The organism is Dyella subtropica (assembly GCF_026283965.1).
GTDB lineage: Bacteria > Pseudomonadota > Gammaproteobacteria > Xanthomonadales > Rhodanobacteraceae > Dyella_D > Dyella_D subtropica.
Genome location: NZ_JAPDPD010000013.1, coordinates 38813 through 62607, shown reverse-complemented (window position 1 = coordinate 62607; position 23795 = coordinate 38813). Strand labels below are relative to the sequence as shown.

25 protein-coding genes and 1 pseudogene are annotated in these 23795 nt (G+C 63.8%); 12 read left to right on the top strand and 14 right to left on the bottom strand.

The window, feature by feature from the left end; genetic code table 11:
• Nucleotides 1–36: 36 nt before the first annotated feature.
• Together OUZ45_RS12695 and OUZ45_RS12690 are read right to left on the bottom strand one after the other, a co-directional pair.
• Nucleotides 37–1377 carry a molybdopterin cofactor-binding domain-containing protein gene (locus tag OUZ45_RS12695; protein ID WP_266170485.1) on the bottom strand — a complete coding sequence of 447 codons (1341 nt, stop codon included), beginning with the start codon at nt 1375–1377 and terminating at the stop codon, nt 37–39.
• A 308-nt stretch (nt 1378–1685) separates the two neighbouring features.
• Complete coding sequence (locus OUZ45_RS12690) at nt 1686–2996, bottom strand: carbohydrate-binding protein (RefSeq protein WP_266170484.1); 1311 nt, start codon at nt 2994–2996, stop codon at nt 1686–1688.
• Between the two features lie 371 nt (nt 2997–3367).
• Here OUZ45_RS12690 and OUZ45_RS12685 point away from each other — a divergent pair, with 371 nt between their 5' ends.
• Nucleotides 3368–3748: a YciI family protein gene (locus OUZ45_RS12685; RefSeq protein WP_266170483.1), complete on the top strand. Its 381-nt coding sequence runs from the start codon at nt 3368–3370 to the stop codon at nt 3746–3748.
• 63 nt (nt 3749–3811) lie between these two features.
• On the opposite strand, the pseudogene OUZ45_RS12680 reads toward OUZ45_RS12685, so the two are convergent.
• Nucleotides 3812–4644 (bottom strand): annotated as a pseudogene (locus OUZ45_RS12680) (DUF4377 domain-containing protein).
• A 203-nt stretch (nt 4645–4847) separates the two neighbouring features.
• On the opposite strand from OUZ45_RS12680, the gene OUZ45_RS12675 reads away from it, so the two are divergent.
• Entirely contained in the window at nt 4848–5537 is a 690-nt protein-coding gene (locus OUZ45_RS12675) for an alpha/beta hydrolase (RefSeq protein ID WP_266170482.1), read from the top strand.
• On the opposite strand, the gene OUZ45_RS12670 is transcribed toward OUZ45_RS12675, so the two are convergent.
• The gene (locus OUZ45_RS12670) at nt 5484–6473 is read right to left on the bottom strand and encodes a sulfotransferase family protein (RefSeq protein WP_266170481.1); all 990 of its coding nucleotides are present in this window, start codon (nt 6471–6473) and stop codon (nt 5484–5486) included. The two genes, OUZ45_RS12675 and OUZ45_RS12670, sit on opposite strands and share 54 nt — an antisense overlap.
• 182 nt (nt 6474–6655) lie before the next feature.
• On the opposite strand from OUZ45_RS12670, the gene OUZ45_RS12665 reads away from it, so the two are divergent.
• The gene (locus OUZ45_RS12665) at nt 6656–7618 is read left to right on the top strand and encodes a quinone oxidoreductase family protein (protein ID WP_266170480.1); all 963 of its coding nucleotides are present in this window, start codon (nt 6656–6658) and stop codon (nt 7616–7618) included.
• Between the two features lie 28 nt (nt 7619–7646).
• On the opposite strand, the gene OUZ45_RS12660 is transcribed toward OUZ45_RS12665, so the two are convergent.
• Complete coding sequence (locus OUZ45_RS12660; RefSeq protein WP_266170479.1) at nt 7647–7979, bottom strand: DHCW motif cupin fold protein; 333 nt, start codon at nt 7977–7979, stop codon at nt 7647–7649.
• 12 nt (nt 7980–7991) lie between these two features.
• Nucleotides 7992–8633: a DUF6348 family protein gene (locus OUZ45_RS12655; RefSeq protein ID WP_266170478.1), complete on the bottom strand. Its 642-nt coding sequence runs from the start codon at nt 8631–8633 to the stop codon at nt 7992–7994.
• A gap of 162 nt (nt 8634–8795) precedes the next feature.
• On the opposite strand from OUZ45_RS12655, the gene OUZ45_RS12650 reads away from it, so the two are divergent.
• Together OUZ45_RS12650 and OUZ45_RS12645 are read left to right on the top strand one after the other, a co-directional pair.
• Nucleotides 8796–9269 (top strand): putative toxin-antitoxin system toxin component, PIN family, encoded by a 474-nt coding sequence (locus OUZ45_RS12650; RefSeq protein ID WP_266170477.1) that lies wholly within the window; start codon nt 8796–8798, stop codon nt 9267–9269.
• Between the two features lie 77 nt (nt 9270–9346).
• Nucleotides 9347–9535 (top strand): CPXCG motif-containing cysteine-rich protein, encoded by a 189-nt coding sequence (locus OUZ45_RS12645; RefSeq protein ID WP_266170476.1) that lies wholly within the window; start codon nt 9347–9349, stop codon nt 9533–9535.
• Nucleotides 9536–9541: 6 nt separating this feature from the next.
• Here the strand turns inward: OUZ45_RS12645 and pncA are convergent, their stop codons facing one another.
• The gene (gene pncA, locus OUZ45_RS12640) at nt 9542–10192 is read right to left on the bottom strand and encodes a bifunctional nicotinamidase/pyrazinamidase (RefSeq protein WP_266170475.1); all 651 of its coding nucleotides are present in this window, start codon (nt 10190–10192) and stop codon (nt 9542–9544) included.
• A 208-nt stretch (nt 10193–10400) separates the two neighbouring features.
• On the opposite strand from pncA, the gene OUZ45_RS12635 reads away from it, so the two are divergent.
• Complete coding sequence (locus OUZ45_RS12635; protein ID WP_266170474.1) at nt 10401–10793, top strand: hypothetical protein; 393 nt, start codon at nt 10401–10403, stop codon at nt 10791–10793.
• Between the two features lie 63 nt (nt 10794–10856).
• Here the strand turns inward: OUZ45_RS12635 and OUZ45_RS12630 are convergent, their stop codons facing one another.
• Entirely contained in the window at nt 10857–11678 is an 822-nt protein-coding gene (locus OUZ45_RS12630) for a carboxylesterase family protein (RefSeq protein ID WP_266170473.1), read from the bottom strand.
• A gap of 38 nt (nt 11679–11716) precedes the next feature.
• Complete coding sequence (locus OUZ45_RS12625) at nt 11717–12646, bottom strand: LysR family transcriptional regulator (protein WP_266170472.1); 930 nt, start codon at nt 12644–12646, stop codon at nt 11717–11719.
• A gap of 145 nt (nt 12647–12791) precedes the next feature.
• Here OUZ45_RS12625 and OUZ45_RS12620 point away from each other — a divergent pair, with 145 nt between their 5' ends.
• Nucleotides 12792–13985, top strand: coding sequence for an MFS transporter (locus tag OUZ45_RS12620; protein ID WP_266170471.1), 1194 nt, complete (start codon nt 12792–12794; stop codon nt 13983–13985).
• A 106-nt stretch (nt 13986–14091) separates the two neighbouring features.
• Complete coding sequence (locus OUZ45_RS12615; protein ID WP_266170470.1) at nt 14092–15108, top strand: zinc-binding alcohol dehydrogenase family protein; 1017 nt, start codon at nt 14092–14094, stop codon at nt 15106–15108.
• A 46-nt stretch (nt 15109–15154) separates the two neighbouring features.
• Here the strand turns inward: OUZ45_RS12615 and OUZ45_RS12610 are convergent, their stop codons facing one another.
• Complete coding sequence (locus OUZ45_RS12610) at nt 15155–16522, bottom strand: FAD/NAD(P)-binding protein (protein ID WP_266170469.1); 1368 nt, start codon at nt 16520–16522, stop codon at nt 15155–15157.
• 65 nt (nt 16523–16587) lie between these two features.
• Nucleotides 16588–17166 carry a cysteine dioxygenase gene (locus OUZ45_RS12605; protein ID WP_266170468.1) on the bottom strand — a complete coding sequence of 193 codons (579 nt, stop codon included), beginning with the start codon at nt 17164–17166 and terminating at the stop codon, nt 16588–16590.
• A gap of 206 nt (nt 17167–17372) precedes the next feature.
• Here OUZ45_RS12605 and OUZ45_RS12600 point away from each other — a divergent pair, with 206 nt between their 5' ends.
• The gene (locus tag OUZ45_RS12600) at nt 17373–17669 is read left to right on the top strand and encodes a hypothetical protein (protein ID WP_266170467.1); all 297 of its coding nucleotides are present in this window, start codon (nt 17373–17375) and stop codon (nt 17667–17669) included.
• An 81-nt stretch (nt 17670–17750) separates the two neighbouring features.
• On the opposite strand, the gene OUZ45_RS12595 is transcribed toward OUZ45_RS12600, so the two are convergent.
• Both OUZ45_RS12595 and OUZ45_RS12590 read right to left on the bottom strand, forming a co-directional pair.
• Complete coding sequence (locus OUZ45_RS12595) at nt 17751–18419, bottom strand: energy transducer TonB (protein WP_266170466.1); 669 nt, start codon at nt 18417–18419, stop codon at nt 17751–17753.
• A gap of 279 nt (nt 18420–18698) precedes the next feature.
• Nucleotides 18699–19526, bottom strand: coding sequence for a universal stress protein (locus tag OUZ45_RS12590; RefSeq protein ID WP_266170465.1), 828 nt, complete (start codon nt 19524–19526; stop codon nt 18699–18701).
• A 510-nt stretch (nt 19527–20036) separates the two neighbouring features.
• Between OUZ45_RS12590 and OUZ45_RS12585 the strand changes: the two genes are divergently transcribed.
• From OUZ45_RS12585 to OUZ45_RS12575, 3 genes are all read left to right on the top strand, one after another.
• Nucleotides 20037–20465 carry a hypothetical protein gene (locus OUZ45_RS12585; protein ID WP_266170464.1) on the top strand — a complete coding sequence of 143 codons (429 nt, stop codon included), beginning with the start codon at nt 20037–20039 and terminating at the stop codon, nt 20463–20465.
• Nucleotides 20466–20889: 424 nt separating this feature from the next.
• Complete coding sequence (gene trhA, locus OUZ45_RS12580; protein ID WP_266170463.1) at nt 20890–21558, top strand: PAQR family membrane homeostasis protein TrhA; 669 nt, start codon at nt 20890–20892, stop codon at nt 21556–21558.
• Nucleotides 21555–21914, top strand: coding sequence for a TfoX/Sxy family protein (locus tag OUZ45_RS12575; protein ID WP_266170462.1), 360 nt, complete (start codon nt 21555–21557; stop codon nt 21912–21914). The genes trhA and OUZ45_RS12575 overlap by 4 nt, the downstream gene beginning before the upstream one ends.
• 59 nt (nt 21915–21973) lie before the next feature.
• Here the strand turns inward: OUZ45_RS12575 and OUZ45_RS12570 are convergent, their stop codons facing one another.
• Entirely contained in the window at nt 21974–23749 is a 1776-nt protein-coding gene (locus tag OUZ45_RS12570; protein ID WP_266170461.1) for a DUF885 domain-containing protein, read from the bottom strand.
• Nucleotides 23750–23795: the final 46 nt, after the last annotated feature.

Genomic DNA, 23795 nt, shown 5'->3' with positions numbered 1-23795 from the left:
CAGCCGGGGCGTGAGGTTGCGGCCCCGGCGATTCCTTCAAGGCGATCGCACGAGCGGTTCGGATGGGGGATGGTGTGGCGCGGCGCTATCGGCGGATGCCCGCGCAAGCAGCGCCAGCAGATTGCCGGGCTCGTCGTAAGCGATCCGAAGACCGGCGCGCAGATCACGCCGCATCAGGCGAATCATGTGTCGCGTGATGCGATCCGGAAAGCTTTTTGCTGGCCGTCCGGTGACTTCCGCGAGGCGCCCGGCGATCACTGCTTCATCGCTGATCTGGGGGCACACGCGGTAACCGTAGGCGCCGCCAATGGCTTCGGGAGGGAGGTCCATGAAGCGGCCATGACACTGTGCGAAGCCGCTATAGGTGAGCCGGTAGGCGTTGTGGCCCAGGATCGGAAGGTCGTCGGGTACGGGGCCGTTTTCGTCGAGCGTCTGGAAGCCGGTCGCCAGCGGCAGCAACTGTTCCAGGCGATAGGCATCCCGCATGTGCGGATTGCCGACGCGCACCAGGTTGGCGATCAATTCGCCCAGCGAGGCGTGGCCGATGATCGCCGCGCGCTTGGGTAAGCCGCCCCAGACGCCATCCGCGCCGTTCAGCAGCGCTTCGATGACGGACGCATTCTCGAAACCGGCGCCCGAGTGGATATGCACCAGAATCTTGAGCGGTTGGGGTAGAAGGCTGCGTGCCACCGCGACGAAGGCACCCACCTGAAACGGTAGATAGGTGCCGCGGTCGTCCTCGATCGTGACGCCCTCGATGGGTTGTTCGGCCAGCAGGCTGAGGATCTCGCAGGTGTCTTCCAGGTTTTCTGCGAAGGCGTCGCAGCCATCCACGATGTTGATCAGGATGCGCGGCGCGCCGCCGTCGTCGCCGCGGATGTTTTCGCGCAGCCAGCGGATGCTCGCCGGCAAGCTGCGCCGCAGCGTTTCCAGATCGTATTGGCCGGCCATGCCCTCCTTGCTCAGGTAGATCTCGTGCACTGTGTTGGGCACGCCGTAGTCGCGCAGCTTGAGCTGTGACGGGTCCGGCTTGAATGCGCCGTGGTTATCTTCAATGCCCAGCGCGGTGAACGCGAAGCACCCGCTCATGTCGATGCCGCGGTCGCGCAGATGCATCATGAAATCGTCATCGACTTCAAGTTCATCCGGCATCGCGTAGTCGAGCGTGCCCAGCGAGATGTTCTTGAAGCCGAACGCGCGGAGCTTCGGCAAGATGTCGAGTTTGTCGGCGAGTATCTGTCCGACATTCGATCCCACCGGGTTCTCACGCAGGGAAAGGTCGATCAGATAGGGCTCCAGGTTGCGGAGCTTTTCCAGTTTGTTGTTGGCCTCGGCCAGCGTGGCCCGCGCCTGTTCGATTGCCTGTATGGACGACATGATCTTCCTTGCGTAATCGCAAACCATAATGGGCCACGCCGGCCAGCAAGGCATGGCCCTGCGGCAGCACGTGGCGTCGTCGTACGTCTAAGGTCTTTGATATCGACGTGTCGGTCGATGCAGACCTGAATTCCCGCGCCGATCATACAGCCAGCTTTGCTCGGGTGTGCTTTATTCGGGCCTGCTTTAATCGGGCGTGTCCCAGCCAAGCAGAGGCAGGCGTTTGCCGGTTGCGGGCTTTCAAGGAGGCTATGAAAAACCCCGAGGCGCTAACTCGGGGTTTTTCCGACACCTTGGTCGAAGCGGGCTTACCGACCCAGATCGGTCAGGAAGCGCTTGGTGTACAGCAGCGGCGTGGTGCCGCTCACCGAGTTGCAGGTGGGCGAGGCCCACTGACTCGAACCCGAGCACGGCGTGTCGCGGTCCAGCGACCAGAAATGCACGCCGGCCAGGCCGTTGCTCACGGCGTAGTTCACCATGGTGTCGACATTTGCCGCGGTGAAGACTTCGCTGGTCACGTCGTTCATGCCGATCATCGGGGTCAGCTCGATCTGGCTGAGTGGAATGCCATAGCTGTGCTGCAGGTTCTTGGCCGCCTGGATGGCCGATTGCCCCATATCGCATTGGCCGTTGGCTACCACGCAAATGGACGCGCTGGCGGAGCCGTAGTCCATCACCATCAGGTTGATGGTGTAGTTTTTCAGCGTGGAGGCCTTGACCGCCTTCACCACCATGTCGCCCTGGCTGTTCAGGCCGCCGTAGCTGCCGTCGGAAGCCCCCAGCGTGGCAAGCGTGAACGAGAAGCGCAGCTTGGGATACAGGCCTTGCGCATAGACCGCGGCCGATACCAGCGCGTTGACCTGTGCCTGTGTCTGGCCAGCTTCGATATCAAAGTCCACACCGACCATCTGTGGTGACATATAGGTCGACAGGAACGTGGCCATGCCCGAAGGCGTGGAGCAAGTAAAGCTGCCTGCGGCGCCGCCGGTGGAAACCACATAGCTCAGGCCCGCGTTCGACAGGGCACCGATGTTGGCGCTGGCGAAGCTCGCCGCCGGGATGCCGCCCCAGTTCTCCGCGCCGCATTCGCCGGTTGCGAAAGCCAGAGAGATCGCGCCCAGTTTGGGCACATCGTTCGATACCAGGCTGCCATTGCCTACGAGCGGAATCGCCGTGCCGGTGACCGCGGTCTGGATGGTGTTGGTGTTCCAGTTGAGATTGATGGTCACGTCCTTGTAAGGGCTGAACAACAGTCCGGCTCCTGTACCGGGCGGCGGGGGCGGAGGCGGTGGTGGTGGGGGAGGTGGTGGTGTTCCGGTGCCGCAGGCCCCCTGCGAGGTCCACGGCTGGCCCGAGCCCGAACCGCCGTTGTTGGTGGCCGGGTCGTTGCCCTGGGTCCACCAGTTTGCGAGGTAATTCACGCCGTTCTCGCTGGCAGTATTGCCGCCCACGTAGACGGCGGTCGAACTCCACGCTGGCGCACAGTCGGGCAAGGTTGCCGCGGCTGCGTTTTGCATGGGTGCCAGGGCAAGCAGACTTACGGACATAGCCGCTCCTGCCGCGCTGCTCAAGGCGCCGGTTATCACACGTGACCACACCACCGATTGCTTTGCACGCATGGGACTGTCTCCTCGTTGTCGTTGACTGCCAAAGGTGGGTCGCCAAGACGATGGCGTCGTCGCCATGAAGGAATGGCGCTCGCTTCACCGTATCCGTGCGCGCTGCCGTCTGGGCAGCGACCTTTTGTCGTCCTGAATGACAACGTTGTCTTTAGCGCTGTGGGCAAACTGTGACGACTTGCTTGAAAAGCCTTAGTGCATCGCAGCAAGCCATTTTTGCGAGAGATGTGTCACGCGTTGACAGCGCCGTCGATCAAGCATTCGGATGCAGTCTGACAACGTTATCAGCGCGGACAGAGGCGCGGGGCGAGAGGCGTGTAAGGGTGGATGTACTACCATCGGCTACTTCCCCCGATGTGTGCGACACCATCATGAAGTTTCTGGCGATGATCTATTGCGATGCCTCCCTGCACGCCAACCTTCCCGAGGTAGAGTTCGCCACCCTCATGCGCGGCTGCTTTGCCAAGGCGGATCAACTGCAAGAGGAAGGTAAGCTGCTCGACTGCCAGCAGCTCGAAACGCCGGAGCGGTCCAGAACCCTGCGTGTACGCAACGGCCGCACCACGATCGTGGACGGGCCGTTCGCGGAGACCAAGGAATACCTCGGCGGCTTCAACCTGATCGAAGCGGAAAACATGGACGAAGCCCTGCATATCGCTTCCGCATTTCCGTGGGCGCGTTTCGGCAGCATCGAGGTGCGCCCGGTGCGCGATATGAATGAAGTGCGTGAGCGCGTGGGTGCCGCGATCTGAGTCTATCGGCCATTCGATGGCGCAACCCTTCTCCCTCGCTCGGAGGGAGAAGGGTTCATCGCATTACGGTTTCACCACTTCCGACTCCACCACCATGTCCAGCACATAGGCGGTGTTCGGCGCATCCGCCGGCGGGTTCTTGATGTTGAAGCGCTGCACGCGCAGCACGTTGCGGATGCCCGCTTCGTGCGTGTAACCCTCGATGCTCTGGTACAGCGGCTGCCATTCGCCCGGCGGACCGGTGACCACGCCGTTGTCGCCGTATTTGCGCTCGCGCACCTGCAGGCACTGCATGTTGGGGTCAGCGGGTGGCTGCACGGTTTGGTCTGCGCGGCGACTTCCAGGAATAGGGTTTCGCCTTCGCCGCCGTAGCGCGTTTCGGCGGTGGCCTGGCCGGTGAAGACCAGGGTGTCGCCGTTGTCGGTGATCAGCCGCAACTGGGGCGCATGGCCTTCGGTGTGCAGGCTTAGCTTGGGATGGCCTTGCAGGCGTTGGCTGATCGCGCCATCCAGATCGGCCAGCGCTTTGTCGGAGCAGGCCATCATGGTCTGTGCCATCGGGCCGATCTTCAGGCGCTCGCCGTCGACGCTGTAATTGCTGCCCAGGCGGTTGCAGGCATGGCCGACGCTGAGGCGATCACGCACGAAATCCAGTTGCAGCGGTTTGTCCGGTCGCGCGAACAAGGCGTCGATGCGCTTGCCGTCGCCGCTCGTAGCCTCGCTCAACTGCCAGTGGTATTTACCCAGCGGTGTCGTATCCACCACAGATGACGCAGTGGTCGGCTTGGTCTGTGCTGGCGTGGATGCTTCCGGAGCAGGCGAGTTGCCGTTATTGGATGGCGGTGTCTGCGAGCAGGCGGCCAAGGCGAGCGGGAGCAGAAGCAAGCGATATTTCATGCGGTTTCTCCTTAGAGCCTGTTCAATGTCTTTTCGTAGCACGCGCCGGATATGCCACAGGCCACGTCGCGCTTTCGTCATGACAAAGGATTCACGCGCGCTGCGCATCGTCCATGCAGAGGATGGCGTAGCGTGAGTACGTTTCGCAGGGGGACCCACGGACTCGGCGCAAGGCGAGCCTATACGCATCCAAGGAGTTCGCAATGGCCAAGAAACCAAGCATTGTCCTCGTGCACGGCGCGTGGGGCGACGGCTCGCACTGGAGCAAGGTGATTCCGGTGTTGCATGCCAGGGGCTACAACGTCAGCGCGGTACAGAATCCGTTGACCTCACTGGAAGACGACGTGGAACGCACGCGTCGGCTTACGGAAGCGCAGGAAGGGCCGGTGATCCTGGTGGGTCATTCCTATGGCGGCGCCGTCATCTCCGGTGCGGGACACGCGGCCAATGTGGTGGGACTGGTTTTTGTCGCCGCCTTTGCTCCGGATGAGGGCGATAGCCTGGGCAGCCTCTTTGCACGGCGGGAGCCTCCGCCGGGAGTGGCTAGCATCCGGCCGGACCAGTACGGTTTCCTGTGGATCGCCAAGGAGCTGCACAAGGAAAGTTTCTGCCAGGACCTGGGCGACGATGCCGCCTTGGTCATGGCCGTGGCACAAAAACCTACTGCGGCGCGTTGCTTCGAGGACAAGGCTGGTCCGCCGGCTTGGAAGACCAAGCCGAGCTGGTATCAGCTGTCGCAGGACGATCGCATGATTCCGCCGGAAACCCAGCAATGGATGGCCGAGCGGATCGGCGCGAAGAAGATCGTGTCGCTGCTGTCGAGCCATGCATCGCTGGCGTCATGCCCGCACGACATCGTGGCCTTGATCGAGGAGGCGGCGTCGCAGGTTTGATCCCGGCGAGAGAATGCTGACGTTTCTGTCGCGATGGCGCCGATGCGGATCGTGCGCGTGGTCGTGGTGGCCGCGTGCCTGCAGGCATTGCGCATGCAGGTCGTCATAGGACACCAGCTTGGCCTGCAGCCAGCGTTGCAGTTTGGGGCCGAACAGGCCGTCCACTTTGCTCTGAGGCGTGTGCAGGCGGCCATGCACGGATTTGCGCTTCCAGGGTTCGTTTTCCAGATCGGCGATGATCTGGGTGCAGGCATCGTCGAGCGGGACATCGGTGGCGATGTCGAGGAAGCGGCACACACGTTTCCATTCCTGCTCGGGGTGTTCGATCAGGTCTTCCAGAAACAGCAAATGGTGCTGAGCGTGTCCCTGATGGGCGCGGTGGATCTGCATGGCGCGGTTCCAGCGCCGGGCCCAGTGCACGATGCCGCCACCGAAGGTGTTGTCGCTTTCGAACAGCAGGCTGGTGTCGATCAGTGAGGCGACGACTTCCGCGCCGGGGCGAATGACATGGACGAAGCGTGCGTCCGGCGCCAGCGCTTCGATTTCCGGGATGTAGAGCAGATGGTTGGGGGTCTTTTCCAGCCACAGGCTGCGATCGGCATCCTCGGCCAACTGGTCGAGCAGGGCGACGAAGCGCTTCTCAAAAGTGCGAGTGCGCAGCGAAGGGTGCCTGAGAAAAGCGGGGGCGGAGGGCAGCATGCGCTGCAGCGTCATGAACAGGTCGCGCTCATGCTTGCGCGTGAAGCCGAGACGCTGCCGCAGCCGTGCGGACTTGGGTTGGGCCTGGGCGTCGCCCCAGCGCCACGCCAGGTTGCCATGCAAGTGCTCGAAAAGCGCCGTCTCCGGCGGGGTGAAGACCGCCGGATGCCGGGCCAGCAAGGCCTGGACGATGGTGGTGCCGGAGCGCGGGCAACCGACAACAAAGGTTCGTCGCATGACGAGGCTTTCCCCTGGGAAGGCAGGCCATGGAACTCATGGCTATCGAGAAGCGATGAACGCGGGATTCCACGGCGGGTTGACGTGTAAGCTCTGGTGACCGCCTTTAGTGTCCGTCTTCGTCGTCAGCACGCGGGCGACGTAGCCCATCAGGGCAGGCGTTTAGTGTTCGGGAGTTCGTCATGCATGCTCTGGTTTTCGATCGCTTCGGCGGTCCTGATGTTCTGCGCTGGGCCGAACGCCCCGATCCCGTGCCGGGTCCCGGTCAGGCGCTGGTGCGCGTGCAATGCGTCGGCCTGAACTTTGCCGATGTGTATCGCCGCAACGGCAACTACCATCTCAGCGGTTCCGCTCCCTGGATTCTCGGCTATGAAGGGGCCGGCGTGGTCGAGACACCGGCGGTGGGCGATGCGCTGTTCCCTGCCGGCACCCGCGTGGGTTTTGCGGACATGCCCTATGCCAATGCGGAGCTCGTCGCGGTGGATGTCGACAAGCTGGTTCCGCTGCCCGATGGCATCGGTGCCGACATCGCCGCTGCCGTGTTGTTGCAGGGACTCACCGCGCACTATCTGGTGCGCGACAGCTATGCGGTGAAGCCGGGCGATGTGGCCGTGGTGCATGCCGCCGCTGGTGGTGTGGGTTGGTTGCTGACGCAGATGTTGAAGGCGATGGGCGCCACCGTGCTCGGCATCGCGTCCAGTGAGGCCAAGCGCGACGCGGTGATCTCAGCGGGTGCCGATGCGGCGGTCGATTACGACGATCTGCTTCCTTCGGTGAAAGCCTTGACCGGTGGGCGCGGCGCCGATGTGGTGTACGACTCGGTCGGTCGAACGCTCGGAGACAGTCTTGCGGCTGCACGTGTCGGCGGTACCGTAGTGTTTTACGGTATGGCGGCCGGCGACCCCGATCCGGTCGATCCGCGCGTACTGATGGATCGCTCGCTCACGCTGACCGGCGGCGACTTGTGGAATGTATTGACCAGCGCGGCGGTGCGGCGCGAACGCGCGGCGAGCCTGTTCGCGCAGATACGCGCCGGTGTGGTCACGCCGCGCATCGCGGCGCGTTTTCCTTTGCAGGAAGGCGCCAAGGCGCACGCGTACATCGAGAGCCGCGGTGCCATAGGCAAAGTGTTGCTGACACTGTAGGAGCGCACCCTGTGCGCTCCTACAGAGCTCAATCCACCACGAACAATTTGACGCCGCTCGGCGTGGACGAGCGATGCGCGGCGTCGCCGAAATCCGAGACCTGGTAACTCATGCCAGGTGTGAGTACGAAACGGCGCCCGTCTTTCAGCTCCGTATGCAGTTCACCGTCCAGCACGTAGAGCACATGGCCGCGGTCGCACCAGTGATCTGCCAGGTAGCCCGGCGAATACTCGACGATGCGTACGCGCAGGTCCCCAGCGTTGAACGAGCGCCACAGCGCTTCGCCCTGTTCGCCCGGATGACGGGTGGCGGGCACATCGTTCCAGTGCGTGATGGTGAAAGGCAGTTCGGGGAGTTTCACAAAAGTCCTTGTTCAGTAGTCGCGGACGTCGAGCAGGGTCAACCAGCGCGCGCTGCCGGCCTCTTCGTGGTGTGGCCAGGCCGCCGACGTGATAGCGGCCGTGCCTTCGGCCCATGGCTCGTTGTCGAAGCTGGCCTCGGCACTGACCGAGCCGTCGGCGGCTCGCGTATAGAACACGCGAACCCAGTGCAGTTCAGGGGTAAGCGCCATGCGTCGCAACGCATCGGCCAGCGCGGTGCGGGTTTCCGGCGGCACCGTGAGGGCGCCGCGAATGCCGGTGGCTCCATGGAAGACATCCCAGGTGCGCACGCCGATATCCCAGGCCTCGATGTGGATTTTGCGATCGTCGGTGACATACCAGCAGGCGGCGAGCAGCGGGTGCAGGGCCTGTGCGACAAAGGCGTCGAGCGCGTCGCGGCAGGCGGCGTCACCTTGCCCATAACCGGCAAAGCTCTCCTCGATATGGCGTTCCTCGCTGATCACCACGTCGATGTCGAGCCGGCCCGGCTGATCGCCGTCGCCCGGGTGCCAGGTGGCGCGAATGGCAGGAAAGTCGCCGTCGGTCAGCAGCCAGCCGTCTTCGTCCGGCTCCAGCTCGATGTCGTGGTCGGCGAACAAGTTCAGGAGGTATTGCTCTAAGGCTGCGTCGTTCATGGAATGGCTACGCTCGGCATGACCGGTCGATCAAAGCGACATTGTCGCGCAACACCCGCAGGAACGCCCGCGATGCGTACCGTCGACCGATCGCTTCGGTGTTCGACAGTTCGTGTGATCCGGGCTAACGTGCCTCGCCTTTCCTGGATGCCGAGCTTTGGCATGACGCCGACGGATACACACTACGCAGGCCGCCACGCCGATCGCTTGGTGCTGGACACCAATGTCTGCCTCGACCTGTTCGTGTTCGGCGATGCGCAGGTCGCTGCGCTGCGCGAGGCATTGGCGCAGGGCACGGTGGAGGCGGTCACAAATGCGGCTTGCCGTGCGGAATGGCTGCGCGTGCTGGCCTATCCGCAGCTGGCGCTGAACGAGGCGGCGCAAGCGACGGCGCTTGCTGCGTACGACGAGGTCTTGCGTTGCCTGCCGGACGAAGCCTTGTTGGCGAATAATGGGGTGAAGCTACCGCGCTGTGCGGACCCCGACGACCAGAAATTTCTCGAACTGGCGCTCGCTTCGCAGGCGCGCTGGTTGCTCAGCAAGGACAAGGAAGTGTTGCGGCTGGGGCGTCGCACGGCACGAGAGGGCCTGTTCGCTATCGTCACCCCGGCAGCCTGGCGGCTGGCTGCCGGTTGATATTTCCCCGAATGACGCCAGCCAGTAGGGGTACGCGTTCTTGGAAAGTGTCTTTGAACGCCGCGGGAGACCACGTCATGCTCAGTCCAACGCATATCCACTGCCCGTATTGCGGCGAAGCGTTTGAGATTCTCATCGACAGCTCGGTGGAGAGCCAGCAATACATCGAAGATTGCCAGGTGTGCTGTTGCCCCATCGTGCTGACGGTGACGATCGACGAGGACGGTACGCTGCAGGTTCGTGCGGCTACCGAGGATGAAGGCTGATCGTCCTCAAGCCGGGGTGGCGATGGCCTCCAGGACATCCACTTCCAACTGGTCGAGCCGGGCGCGCGTGGCGATGTCGGTGTCCGGCGTGACCGGGCGGGTCAGATCCCACAGTACGTGGGTTTTGAAGCCCAGGCCGACGGCGTCCTGCGCTGTCCATAGCACGCAGACATCCCGCGCCAGCCCGCATATATAGAGTTCGTCCACCCCATGGCTGCGTAGCCATTCGGCCAGATCGGTAGGGCCGCGCGTGCCATGAGGACCGTAGTTTTCGCGGAAGCCGCTGTAGGAGTCCACCTTGGGATCGCTGCCCTTTCGCACGATCTTGTCTACCAGCGAATGGTTGATGGCCGGGTGCAGTGCCGCTCCGGGCGTGCCCTGCACGCAGTGGTCGGGCCACAGGGTCTGGGCGTGGCCGTAGAGTGGGATGCGGTCGAACGGTTTGCGGCCGGCGTGGCTGCTGGCAAAGGACACGTGCCCCTGCGGATGCCAGTCCTGCGTGGCGACCACGTAGCGGAATACGCGTTTTTCCAGCAGGTGGCGGATGCCCGGCACGATGGCGTCACCCTCGTGGCAGGCGAGGCTTCCTCCGGGCATGAAGTCCGGCTGCACATCGACGAGGATCAGGGCGGCGCGTTCGCTGATGGGATGTCGCATGAAGGTCACGGCACACGTGTTTGGGGAAGACGAGTCTAGCGTCAGCCCTGTAGGCCAAGATGTGACGCGTTGGGCGACTGGTCCCGGCGGTATTCGCCGCATTCATGTCAGTGAATGACTAGGTGTCGCCGTCGTGGGCCGTGGAGGCGGGCTGAGCTCGGCCGACGGGCATAATGGGCGATGGTAAGAGGACGCACCGGAAGGACAGATGCATTACGACCAATCGTGGATGGGCTTTGGGATGGTTGGCGGTCTGCAGGCCGGGGCCATCGCGGCAGCAGCGGGTTTCCTGCTTTGCGTGCTGTTTCGTTGGATAGGCCGCCGGAACGGCTGGAGCCAGGGTGCACAGCTAGGCTGGTCTTATCTGCTGGCCCTGTTCCTGGCCGGCGGCGGCGATCTGTGGGACATGTTCTATTTCAACTACGCCCGCCTGCAATCCTTGCAATTGCTGAAGGCCAAACTGGCCGAGGTGCATGACCCCGACGGCATCGGCACGCGGGTGTTTTGCGAGTTTGTGGGCGTGGTGGTGGGGGTGTTCCTGGCCTGGTGGCTGCTGGTCGGGCGCCGACGGGATGGCGAGACCACCGGCCTGCAAGGCTAGTTTCCTGCTCCTTCTCCTGCTCCTGGCAGGCGTAAGTACAGAGCGGTTACGGGTTCAACGCTGCTATTTGTCGTCCGTCACCGGTGCCGCCAGCCGATGGCCGAACATCCATGGCCACAATTCGGCGGTGGCATACGCTGGCGTCCAGGAGTCGTGTTTGATGCCGGGGAACTCGGTGTAGCGCACTTCCGCGTGGCGGGCTTCGAGCGCGGCGTGCATGGCGCGCGAACCCTGCGGTGGCACGATCACGTCGGCGCTGCCGTGGAAGATCCACACCGGCAGCTTGCCGATATGCGCGGCCACCCAGGCATAGGGTTCGGTATCGGCAGGCACACCTTCGACGCGCAGCTTCGCTCCCTCGCGGGGTGGCAGCACGCCGCCGCAAACGATGGCCGCGGCGGCGAAGATATCCGGATGATCGATGGCAAGCTGCCATGAGCCGTAGCCACCCATGGACAAACCGGTGAGATAGATGCGCTGGCGATCGCCGTGGTAGGTCTCGATGCTGGCCTGAAGTGCCTGCATAGCGGCTTGCTCGACCTCGCCGTTCCAATAGCGTTCTTCAGGAGCCTGCGGGATCACCACCACGGCGGGAAAATTCGCGCCATGTTCCTTCAGCCACCGCGGCAGGCCCTGCCGCATCGGCTTCTGATTGTCGCTGCCGCGCTCGCCGATGCCGTGCAGGAACAGCACCACCGGCCAGCTGCGGCCGGCCGTCCAACCGGCGGGCACGAAAACCTGGTAGCGATAGGTCTGCCCGTCAACGGCGACTTCGTGCTCGACGAAACCTGAGGCGGCATGACCTGGGGAGGCCTGACCTGAGGCAGCATGGGAGGGCAGGTTGGCGATCATCAACAGGAGCCCTAGGGCGAGGCGGTAGCTCATGGACGCGATCCCCGTGGACGGAAGGATGGCCGGCGTGCCTACCCACGCACGCTATGGATGAGGCCGAGCACATTTTGCTCCTGCTGTTGCATCTGCGCGTGGATGTGATCGACGAACAGGCGGATGCGTGCGGGCAGGAAATCGCGGCTCGGGTAGATGGCGTAAATGTGGGCCTCCTGGATGGCTGTGTCGGTAAGCACCGGCTCCAGTCGCCCGGCGCGCACGTCGGCGGCAATATCCCAGATGGATTTGAAAACCAACCCGTGCCCAGCCACGGCGAGTTCGCGCATGAGGTCGCCGCTGTCGGCTGTGAGGGTGGCGTCTACGCGCAACGGGCGCGGCCCGTCCGGCGTCTGCAGCATCCACGGCAGGATGCCGCGGCCCGGGCGGTGCAACATCAGGCAAGTGTGGCGCTGCAGATCGTCGGTGCTGGCCGGGCGCCCGTGCTTGGCCAAATAGGAAGGCGCCGCGCAGATCACGCGATAGTTGAGTGCGAGGCGGCGCGAGATCAGTCGCGAATCGGCCATGGCCCCGCTACGGATGGCGACATCCACGCCGTGTTCGAACAGGTCGAGCATGGCGTCCGAGGTGCTGATGCGCATGCGCAGCGCGGGGTGGCGTGCGGCGAAATCCGCCGCCATCGGGCCGATGTATTGCCGACCCAGGTCCAGTGAGGCGGTGATGTGCAGGGCGCCGCGCACTTCCATCTGGCCCTGGCCGACCATCGTGTTCGCGTCGTCGACATCGGCCAGGATGCTGACGCAGCGCTCGTAGTAGCAGCTGCCCTCGTCAGTCAGCACTAGACGGCGCGAACTTCGTTGGAGCAGGCGCACGCCCAGGGCCCGTTCGAGCCGGCTGAGGCGCTTGCTGGCGACGGCGGGCGACAGCCCAAGCTCGCGTCCGGCGGCGGAGAGGCTGCCATCGGTGACGGCGCGCACGAATAGACGCATGTCTTCGAGATCGATCATCTTCAATTTCTTGGAAAAGATGTTTATGTAGTTTGGTGAATTCTCATCCAATTCGGCAAGTTGCACCCTGCCGGCTTCGATCCACGGATGAGTGTTTCCCGATGTTGAGTCAGATCCCTTTGGCGGCTGTGCGAGAGGTGGAGCGATGAGTCGCGACCCTTCCAGGGCGGCGTTGTTCGCCTTGTCGGTAGCGGCGTTCGCTATCGGCACCACCGAGTTCGTGATCATGGGTTTGCTGCCGGAAGTGGCGGCCGATCTGCGTGTGAGCATTCCGTCCGCAGGCCTGCTGGTGTCCGGCTATGCGCTGGGCGTCGCGGCGGGTGCACCGCTGCTGGCCGCGCTGACGGCACGGATGGAACGCCGCAATGCGCTGCTGGCGCTGCTCGGCCTGTTCATTCTCGGCAATGCGCTGTGTGCCGTCGCGCCCAACTATGCGGTGTTGATGCTGGCGCGTGTGGTGGCGGCGTTCTGCCATGGCTCGTTCTTCGGCATTGGTGCGGTGGTGGCTTCGCATGTGGTGCCGCGCGGACAGGGCGCCCGTGCCATCGCGCTGATGTTTGCCGGGCTGACCTTGGCCAACGTGCTTGGCGTGCCGTTCGGCACCTTCCTGGGACAGTGGGCGGGTTGGCGGTCGACGTTCGGTGCGGTCACTGGGTTGGGTGTGCTTGCGGCCATCGGCGTGTGGCGTTTGGTGCCGCCGCTGCCGGACTTGCACTCGCCAAATATGCGCAAGGAGATGGCTGTGCTGCGTCAGCCGCAAGTGCTGCTGGCGCTGGCGATGACGGTGCTCGGCTTCGGTGGCGTGTTCACCGTATTCACCTATATCGCGCCGATCCTGCAAACGCAGTCGCACGTGAGCGTGGGGGCCACCGGTTGGGTGCTCGTGCTGTTCGGTGTGGGTACGACCTTGGGTAACTTGCTGGGCGGCCGTCTGGCCGACTGGCGCCTGATGCCATCGCTGGTGGCGATCCTGGTCTTGCTGTCGCTGGTGATGTTGGCCTTTAGCTGGACCATGCATAGCAGTGTGGCGGCGATTGTCACCGTGTTCGTCTGGGGCGTTGCCGCCTTCGCCACGGTGCCGCCGCTGCAGATGCGTGTGGTGCAGCAAGCGGTGGACGGGCCGCATCTCGCGTCCACGTTGAATATCGCCGCGTTCAACCTGGGTAACGCCATCGGCGCTTTCATCGGCGGCTTGGTGATCGACGCAAGACTCGGTTTGTCCATGTTGGGTGTTGCCGGTGCCGCGATGACGGTGCTGGGCTTGCTGGCGACGTTGTGGAGTGTGGCGATCGAGCGGCGTCGCGTCATCGTCGCAACGCCATGCCCCGCCAGCGCTTGAATCATCGGCAATCAATCGCATCACTGTTCGATGATGCCCTTGGGCGCAGGATCATTCCTTGATCACGCCGCATACGATACCTCTGCTGTTCCCAATGGAGACCTCCATGAAAGCTGTTGCCTATCGCCGCTCGCTGCCGGTCACCGACACGGAAAGCCTGATCGACGTGACCCTGCCAGAGCCGATGGCGAGTGGACGCGATCTGCTGGTGCGCGTGGAGGCCATCTCAGTGAATCCGGTCGACACCAAGATCCGCAGGCGCATCGACCCACAGGGCGCGGACAAGGTGCTGGGTTGGGATGCCGCCGGCACCGTGGTGGCGGTGGGTGAAGACGTGTCGTTGTTCAAGCCGGGCGATCAGGTGTACTACGCTGGTGCTCTTGAACGGGCTGGCAGCAATGCCGAGCTGCAACTGGTCGACGAGCGCATCGTAGGCCGCAAGCCTTCCACGCTGGATGTTTTCCAGGCCGCGGCGATGCCGCTCACTACCATCACGGCGTGGGAGCTACTGTTCGACCGCTTCGGTATCCCGCGCGGCAACGCGGCGCAGAGTGGTGTGGTGCTGATCACCGGCGCTGCCGGTGGCGTGGGCTCGATGGCCGTGCAGCTGGCGCGCCGGCTGACGAATCTCACCGTGATCGGCACCGCCTCGCGCCCGGAGACACGCGAGTGGGTGCGGGAGATGGGCGCGCATCATGTGGTGGATCATCATGGCGACCTGAAGGCGCAAGTGCTCGCCGTGTCGCCGCAGGGCGTGGACTACGTGCTCAGCCTGACCCATACCGAGCAGCACTACGCTGCTATCGTCGAGCTGCTGAAGCCGCAGGGAAAACTGGGTCTGATCGATGATCCGGAAACACCGCTGGATATCAACCTGCTCAAGCGGCGAAGCCTGTCGCTGCACTGGGAGTTCATGTTCACCCGGTCGATGTTCCAGACCGAGGATATGAAAGCGCAGCATCGGATCCTCAACGAGGTCGCCGACCTGGTGGATGCCGGCGTGTTGCGTACGACGTTGCGGGAGTACCTTGGCGCACTCGATGCCGTCAACCTGCGGCGGGCGCATGCGCGCGTCGAGAGCGCCAACACGATAGGCAAGTTGGTGTTGGGCGGGTTTGCGTAGTCTTCGGATGCTGCATGTAGGAGCGCACCCTGTGCGCTCCTACACGTTATTCGGCGAGTAGGCGATCGGCCAGGTTGCGTGCTTGCTGACGTATCTCCGGCATGGCGGTGGATTCCCACAACGTGCCGCGCAGCAAGCTGCCGATGGCGTACAGGTGCGGCCAGGTATCGCCGTTGTGCTGCAAGCGGCCTTCGGCGGTGGCGTTGCAGCCAAGGCCGAGCGGGTCGGGCGTGATGTGGCCATTGGTGACCAGCTGGTGCACCAAGGTATGCCCGGTGCGCCGCACGTCGGTGTTGAGGCCTACCGTCTGGATCACCAGGTCGGCATCCATCGGCGTGGGCACCTGGCTACCGGTGGGCGTGATGCTGAGGTGCAGATGATCGCCCTCGACATCCACGGCGTGCAGGCGCGCGCGTCGACGTTGCAGGCGGCCCGCGCATTCCATGGCGTGAATGGTTTCGAGTATCTGCGGCGCCATGCGGTGGCGCGCGCGTTCCCACGCCCAGCGAGCATGGCGCAGAAAACGTGCGCGTTCGGCCAGAGGCAGGTTTTGCCATAGGCCGGGCGTATGCGGGCGCAGGCTGTCGATCACCACGCGCCAGTCGCTGCTTTGCGCGATGGCTTCGCGCAGCAGGCGCATCCAGGTACGGATGTCCGGTGCGGCGTGCATGCTCTCGATCAAATCGGCGCTGTCGTCGGCCGGTGCGGTGGCGGCGGCGAGATGGGCCTCCGGCAGATGGCCGTGACGCGAGATGGCGGTGAAGCTCGCATTCGGCCATAGCGCAGACAGCTCCAGCAGCACGTCGACGGCGGTCAGGCCAAGGCCGACCAGTACGACCTTGCGTGGCGTTGGATCCGGCTGTGCGTCAGCGAGGAAAGGCCACGGATGGGTGATGTAGCGCTTGTTGGCAAGGGCGGCATCGCTGACGCCACTCAGCGGTTGTGGCGGCAGCGCGCCGAGCGCCATCACGACGGCATCGACGCGTGTGCTTTCCTCGCCTTGCATCACCGTGACGCCGTCGTTCTCCGGCACCAGCGCGTCCGCTGCGAACGGAATGATGCGCACGTCGTGGCCGTGTGCAGACGCGCGCTCCAGCGCGCGAGTGACTTCGGCTTCGAGATAGTCGCCGTAGAGTCGGCGCGGCAGAAAATCGTTGCCGGCGATGGCGCTATCGCCACGCTGGGCAAAATCGAGGAAGCCACGCGGCTTGCTGGTGAACATGCTCATGGAGGCGGCGCGCACGTTCAGCAGATGCCGCTCCGAGCGAGTGCCATAGGCGATGCCGCGGGCTCGCGTACCGTCACCCGTATACCAATCCAGATGCAGCGGCTGCGGCGGCTGGCGATCCAGCAGCTCGCTCAACAGCGTTGCCGCTGCCGCGCCGCCGCCGATAATGGCGACCCGTCGATACATGCCACTCCTTTTTTTTTATTGCGTGTCTTTGGGCGTGCTTTGGGGCGTGCCTTGGGACGGGACGATCAGGCGCTCAGCCGGCCGGCAATCGCTGTGCGCTGCGGTCGTGCGAGCCATTGATCGGCCTGACCGACCTGCTCGTACGCGAAGTACTTTGCCAGATCGCCGCCATAGACGTGAAGCGTCAGTGCGGTGTCATGTCGTGAAAGGTTACGACACCGGTGCGCGTAGGCGTTATCCGTATCGAACCAGGTAGCGTCGCCGGGACCGAGCCAATCCTGGCTTTGCAGGTGCAAAGAATCGGAGGAGGGATCACGCGACCAGGTCTGCACCTCAAGAGCGCCATGCAGCGCCATCTCAAGCCCCCACAGCCCGTCATGGTCGTGCACGGGTGTCGCGTGGTTGGCGGGCCATGCCATCACCAGCATGCTCAGCGCGGGCTTGCTTCGCTCGGCTAGCAGCCAACGCTCAAAGCCGCGCTGGCGGTTACGCAGGTGCGCCAGTCCTTTGTTCAACGACTGTCCATCCCGATGGACGATGCTGCCCAGTTCGCGCGCCATGGCCGCGAGATCGGGGTGTTGGCCGACGCCGAGGTCGAACGCGATGTCACGCAGCGCCTTGAGGGTGTGCACGGGTTGGCTCATGCAATGGGACCCGGTTGGAACCGGCGCGCAGTGGAGCATGGTGATCGTTAAAGACCTGTAACCCCATGTTGGTGTGGACAAAGGTATTGCCATGACTTCTGCAACATGCGGGTAATGATGTCCAGGCGCAGGATGTCACGTGTGCAGTCCAGGTTTCTGCTTGCGTTGTTTGCTTGCTTCAACGAGACGAAACGTAGGAGAGCGTCATGATCGCGATGAGCGTGGTTGTCATGCTGGTGCTGACGCTGTGGTTGATCGGTTCGCTGATCGGCGCGGTGTTCAAGCTGACCTTTGCCCTGGTGGGCGGTGTGTTGGGTATCGTGGGTTCGCTGCTGGGGTTGGTGTTCGGCGGTTTGGCTTTGATCGTTGTTGCGCCATTGGTAGCGCTGGCCCTGTTGCCCTTGCTCCTACCCGGGTTGTTGGTGGTGGCGCTGGTGTGGATCGTTGTACGCGCAGCGCACACAAACACGCATACGCCGAACGAAGCTACGTCGGCGCATTGATGTCGTGCGATGGTTTGCCGTGGAGGGGCCCGGCCGGCGCGTGAGGTCGACCGGGTCCTCCTTTACAGTGACCTTTGCGAGTTAGAACTCGCGCAATTCGAAACTCACTGGCACTTTCGCCCACGCTTGTACCGAGCGTCCCTGCACCACAGCGGGCTGGAACCGCCAGTTCGCCATGACTTGCTCGCGTGCGCTGCGATCCAGCAAGGCATAGCCGCTGCTCTTTTCGATACTTATTTGAACGGGCCGGCCTTCCTCGTCGATCAGTACGCGAAGCAGCACGGTGCCGTGCATATGCTGCCGTATGGCTATCGCTGGGAAGGTGAGCGGCGACGCGCGATAGGCCAGTGTGGCCTCGATCGGTGCGGCGTTGGGCACGGGCGTGGCTGTCGTTGTGGGTTCAATGCTTGGCGTGGTGCTGACCGGAGGCGCTTCGACACTTCCTTGATCCGTAGGCACGGTAACCGGTGGTGATGCGGGCTGTGGTGGCGCATGCACCCGCGGAACCGTTGGGGCTTTGGTCAAAGGCGCTATCTCTATCGGCGGCGGCGGCGGCTTCACTTCCGGGGGCGTAACCCAGCGGATCGGCACATCGTTCACATGGCGCAGGCTTTCGATGATCTGTGGCGTCATCGGCCGCAGAGCGGCCAGCAGGACGGCAAGGTTGACGGCAATGGCCGCGCTGAGAGCGGCGATGCGTACGTGGTCGGGATGCGGACGATGAACAACAGCCAGGCTTGCGGACGGCATAAGCGACCTCCTGACAGCTCGATGGTGGGATGCGATCTGGGCACGCTGCGTGGGGGCGCAGGGGGATCGTGCGGAACGCGAGGCCAGACTAAGCTTGTCGAAAGCGTTTGCGCAAGAGGGTGTTTGGAAGGCTAAACGAAAAGCGGCCCATCGACCGCTTTTGTAGGAGCGCACCCTGTGCGCGGAAGCCCTGCAAGGCAGGGCCCGGTGGTAGCGCGTCGAAAGAGCGCGGCCCTATAGGGCCGCTTCGCGCACAGGGTGCGCTCCTACGGGGAAGGGTCAGTGCGCTACTAGCATGGGCAGGTCGCCGTGCATGAAGAGGTGACGAGTGGTGCCGCCGAGCACCATTTGAGCGAGACGTGAGCGGCTCCAGGCGCCCATCACCAGCAGATCGGCGCGATCGGCATGTGCCGCGTCGAGGATCAGCGCGCCGGCGGCATGCGTCGGGCCTGCGTCCAGGGTGTGGATGCGGGCCTTGATGCCATGCCGCTCCAGCCAGTCGGCGAGGCCCGGTGGCGGAAGTACCGCAATGCTGTCGGCATACATTTCGCTGCCGTCGAGCAAGAGAATGTCGTCCGCTCGTTGCAGTACAGGCACCGCGGCGGCGAGCGCGAGCGCGGATTCGCGGCTGCCGTTCCAGGCCACCAGGACGCGTGCGCCCACCTTGTCGATGCGGGCGGTGTCGGGCACCACCAGCACGGGGCGGTCGCTGCCGAATACACAGCGCGAAACGGTGCCGAAGCCGACGGGTGCATCGCTGCGCTGTTGGCTGCGCTCCATGATCAAGTAGTCGTAGCCGGCGGCCGCCTGGCACACGGTCTGCACGGTATCGCCCTGAGCCACCCGCCAGCTGCCAGCCAGGGCGTGCGCGGCGAGCAGGCTCTGCCATTCGCCGCCGTGTTCCTCTGCTTCTACGCAACGTCGGCGGGTTTCCTCCAACTGCACCGGGACCGCCTCGGGAAGGCTGAAGGCTGCGGCGGGGAGGTCGGCCACGTAGAGTCCATCCAGCCGGGCGCCGAGCCTTGCCGCCAGGGCGATCGCGGCGCGTGGGCCGGGCGTGTGCAGATCGATTTCCTGGAGGTAGAGCAGAAGATCGGTGCTGGACATCGGGTCGCTCCTGTTCGCCAAGCCGGTTCCAGCTTAGAGCCAGTCCTTATCGTCCGCATAGCCCGTGCCGGGAGCTGTTTGCGCAGGGAGGCGCCATGGACGACGCAGGCTTTGAGGAACGAGGACGTGTACGGTCCATACGCAACCGAGTGATGACGCAGACATGCGGGCAAACGGATCCGGCCCATGGGTTGAGTCGCAGCGGTCCATGCTGACAGCGAGGACCGGCTCTTGACCCGCGGTCGTTGGATGCGGTTAGGCCCGGGACAAAAAAAGCCCCGCACAGGGGGCGGGGCTGAATAGGCCGGGCATCGGGGAGAGAGGGTGATGCCCGGAATATTCAAGCTACGCGGTAACACCTTTCGGCGGCGTTCAAGGCGCGTGAATGAGGCGTTCACGGCTGAACGCGAATCACGCGGGAATCGTGAACAGGCTCTCAAGTTGATGCTTTCTTGCCACAATCGTGCGGTCCGGCATACGCCGGCATGCATCGGTGGAGGCAGAGCGATCATGTGGAAGCGGCTGGGTGGCGTTGTGTTGGCAGTGGCATGGCTGGCGATGCCGGCACCGGCAACAGCGGCCGACATCTCCTGCAAGATGAATTTCCAGCTGGTCGGCTGGTCGGTGTTCTACCAGACCGCGACGGGCACGGGCACTGTCCACTGCGACAATGGGCAGAGCATGCACGTGAGGATTCGCGTCAAGGGCGGCGGGCTGACCTTCGGCAAGAGCAAGATTACCGACGGCGTCGGCAAGTTCACCGGCGTGTCCAGCGTCAGTGAGATCAAGGGCCATTACGCCAACGCGCAGGTGCATGCCGGCGCGGAGAAGTCGGCTGCCGCCCAGGTGCTGACCAAGGGCAATGTGTCGTTGGCGTTGAGCGGCACGGGCGAGGGCTGGAACCTGGGCATTGCGTTTGGCGCCTTCATCATCGAATAGCAGTGCCGTTCGCTAGGGATGCTCTGATCTATTCCGCGCACCCGTCACCGCCCTGTATGCGCGCAGCGGTTTGTCGCAGCGGCGCACGCGGGGAGAGTCCATGGATGGACTCGGCTCTGAGGAGCGAGGAAGGAAGACTGGCTGTCTGTCGAGCCGCTGGGGCGAAGCGCTGCGCGCATCCAGGGCAGCCCCAACGTGTTGAATTGAATGATGGGGTGACGTCCAGAAGGCCCGCAGGCTGCGCCGCGCGGCTTGAACAGACGGCCAGTCTGCCCGGTGCCACGCACCACACCCTGCGGGCCTTCTGGACGTCATGCCGGGTACGTGGAATAGATCAGAGCATCCCTAGAGTATGCAATCGCAGGCGGCGCAGGTAAGGTGACGGGAGCGTCAACTGGCGCCCCCGTTTCCTTGAGGAATACCCATGTCCGCCACCACTGGCGCTGCCGTTCCGCGCTATGCCTTTGGCGATGAGCTCGCCAGCAGCGTCATCCATGGCATCGGTATTCTGCTCAGCATCGCTGGGTTGGCGACGCTGGTGGCGTATGCGGCGATGGTCGGCGACGTGCGTGCGGTGGTGTCGAGCGCGGTGTTCGGCAGCACACTGATCCTGCTCTACACCGCCTCGACGCTTTATCACTCGATTCCTGGTGAGCTGGCCAAGCGCGTGCTGCGCACGCTGGATCACATCGCGATCTTCCTGCTGATCGCCGGCACCTATACGCCATTCACCCTGGTCGCGCTGCCGGGCGCCTGGGGCTGGAGCCTGTTCGGCGCGATCTGGACGCTGGCTGTCGCGGGCAGTGCGCTGGAATTGGGCGTGCTCAAGCGCTACCGCCGGTTCGCCGTGCTGTTGTATGTGGCGATGGGCTGGGTGGGAATGGTCGCCTTCAAACCGCTCAGTGCCCATCTGGAAACCGGCGGCATGGTGTTGCTGATTGCCGGCGGTGTGGCCTATACGCTGGGTGTGCCGTTTTATCTGGCGCGGCGTATGCCTTATCACCATGCGATATGGCACTTCTTCGTGCTGGCCGGCAGCGTGCTGCATTACCTTGCAGTGCTGCTTTACGTGATTCCCGACACCGCGGCATGAGCGCGGCGCTGGAGGCCCTGCGGCGCGACCTGGACGATGCCGCCACGCATCTCGGGTTGGCGCACGATTTGCGCTTCCATCCCATGTTCGGTGGCTTGATGGCTTATATGGCCGAGCGTCCTTGTGCCTGGCTTACCGAGCGAGGACTTGCTTTGAAGTTGGCGCCGGGTGATCAGGCTGCGCTGCTGGCTATGGCAGGTGCCTCGCGTCTCGTGGCCAAGCCCGGCGCGGCACCGAGCCGGCAGTACATCCTGTTGCCGCCGTCGCTTACGCGCGATACCCCCGTCTTCGCCGAATGGCTGGCACGCAGCATGGCCGCTCCACCCACGAAGCCGGCATCGAAACGTCGCCGCTGATGGAATCGGACGAGAGCGGCGGACGAGAGCGGCGCATGCCGCCCTCGTCCGTTCGCAGATCACGGTTTCTTGGTGTGCTGCGGGATGAATTGCGAGTGCACCGCTTCGGCCAACTGTTCCGGCGGCAGCAGGCCCTGGCCGATCACGAAGTCGTTGAAGGCTTTGCGGTCGAAGCGCGAGCCGAGCGCAAGTTCGGTTTCCAGGCGCAGCTGCTGAAGGCGCATATAGCCGTAGAAATAGGCCGTGGCCTGGCCCGGGCTGTTGAAGGTATAGCGATCCAGCTCCTGGCGCGCCATGGCCTCGGACAGGCCGACTTCATGGATGAGGATGTCGTGCGCGCGCTCGCGCGTGATCAGGCCTAGATTGAGCATGGGGTCGAGATAGGCGCGGGCCGCACGCATCAGTCGAGCCTGCAAGGCGGCGAACTGACCGGCCGGCGGCTCGTACGGCAGCGTTTCAGCTTCTGCGTACAGTGCCCAGCCTTCCACGTTCACGCTGTTGAAGGCGAACAGGCTGCGCGCAAGCGACACGCCGCGTTCCACCATCGCGGCGAACTGCAGTTCGTGGCCGGGGCGGCCCTCATGCGCGGTGAGTGTCCACGCGGCGGCCTTGTAGGTGAAGTCATCGTAGGCATCGGAACTACCCGTCTTGGCCGACGGGTTGCCCATGGTCAGCACGAAGGTGCCTTGCTCGCCCTTGTTGTTGATGAAGGGCGGCGGGTCCATGTGCGGCGCCGGTACGGCGGCAGCCTCGGCATCGGAGGCCATGCGGATCGCCATCTTGCGCTGCGGCAGGGTGACGATGCGCTCGCGGCGGATGATGTCTTCGATCTTGGCGATCACCTCGTGATACCAGGGCATGACCTGGTCCTTGGTCAGCTGCTGCTTCTTCAGCGCTTTCATCACGTCGCGGTAGTCGGTGGCGTTGATGCCTTCGGCCTTCGCCACGATCGGCGCCATCACTTGCATCATGGAACGCAGCTCGACGAATTCCAGCTCGGCCTGCTTGATCAACTCCTGCGGCGGAATGTCGATGCCGACTTGCTTGAGGTTGTAGGCATAAAGTGGTTCGGGCAGCCGGAAGTCGGCGCGCGTGCGCGGCATCACCGTGCTGCGCACCCAACCGTCGTAGTCCTTCATTTGGCTGTCCAGCGCATCCAGCGCGGCTTTGCCATCGGCGTTGTCCAGCTTGTACTTGGCGAACAGCTGGCGGATGCCGTCGACATAGCTTTGCGTGTTCGACAACTTCTGTTCGATGTCGCCCTTGTACGGGCCCAGCAGTGACTGGTTGCCGAGACGTTCGGTAGTCTGGGCCTTGGCCAGCTCGACGATCGGTGTGCAGCCCGCGGTCTTGCCGACGTAACACTGGAGGCGGTTCAAGGCCAGCGCGCGGCGCTTGGGATCCACGTCGTCCTTCAGCAGGGTGAATTCGCCGTTGAAGATCAGCTGGCCGACATCCTGTACGGGCAACATGTACTTGCGGTTGAGGTCGATGCCTTCGATCTGCTCATCGGCGGCTTTGATCATGATCTGCAGATCTTGCCGCACATTGGCGTCCTTCTCGGCGACCAGCAGCTTCTGCAACTTGGCCTTGGCTTCGACCAAGGCGGCGCGCTGGCGATCATCCACACCCGGCTTGAGGTCGGCGACCTTGTCGTCGTAGCCGGCCAAGCCGACTTGCGAGGCGGACTCGGGCGTGAAGCGGGCCATCACATCGAGCATGGCCTTGGCGTTCGCGTTGCTGCGCTCGATCCAGTCCGGCGCCTTGGGCTGCGCGTGCACGGAACCGGCTGCGGCCAGGGTGGCTGCGATGACAAAGGCGAGGCGCTTGGACATGGTGTGGAAATCCTTGTGTAGACGGCGCAGCGTAAAAGCCCACCCT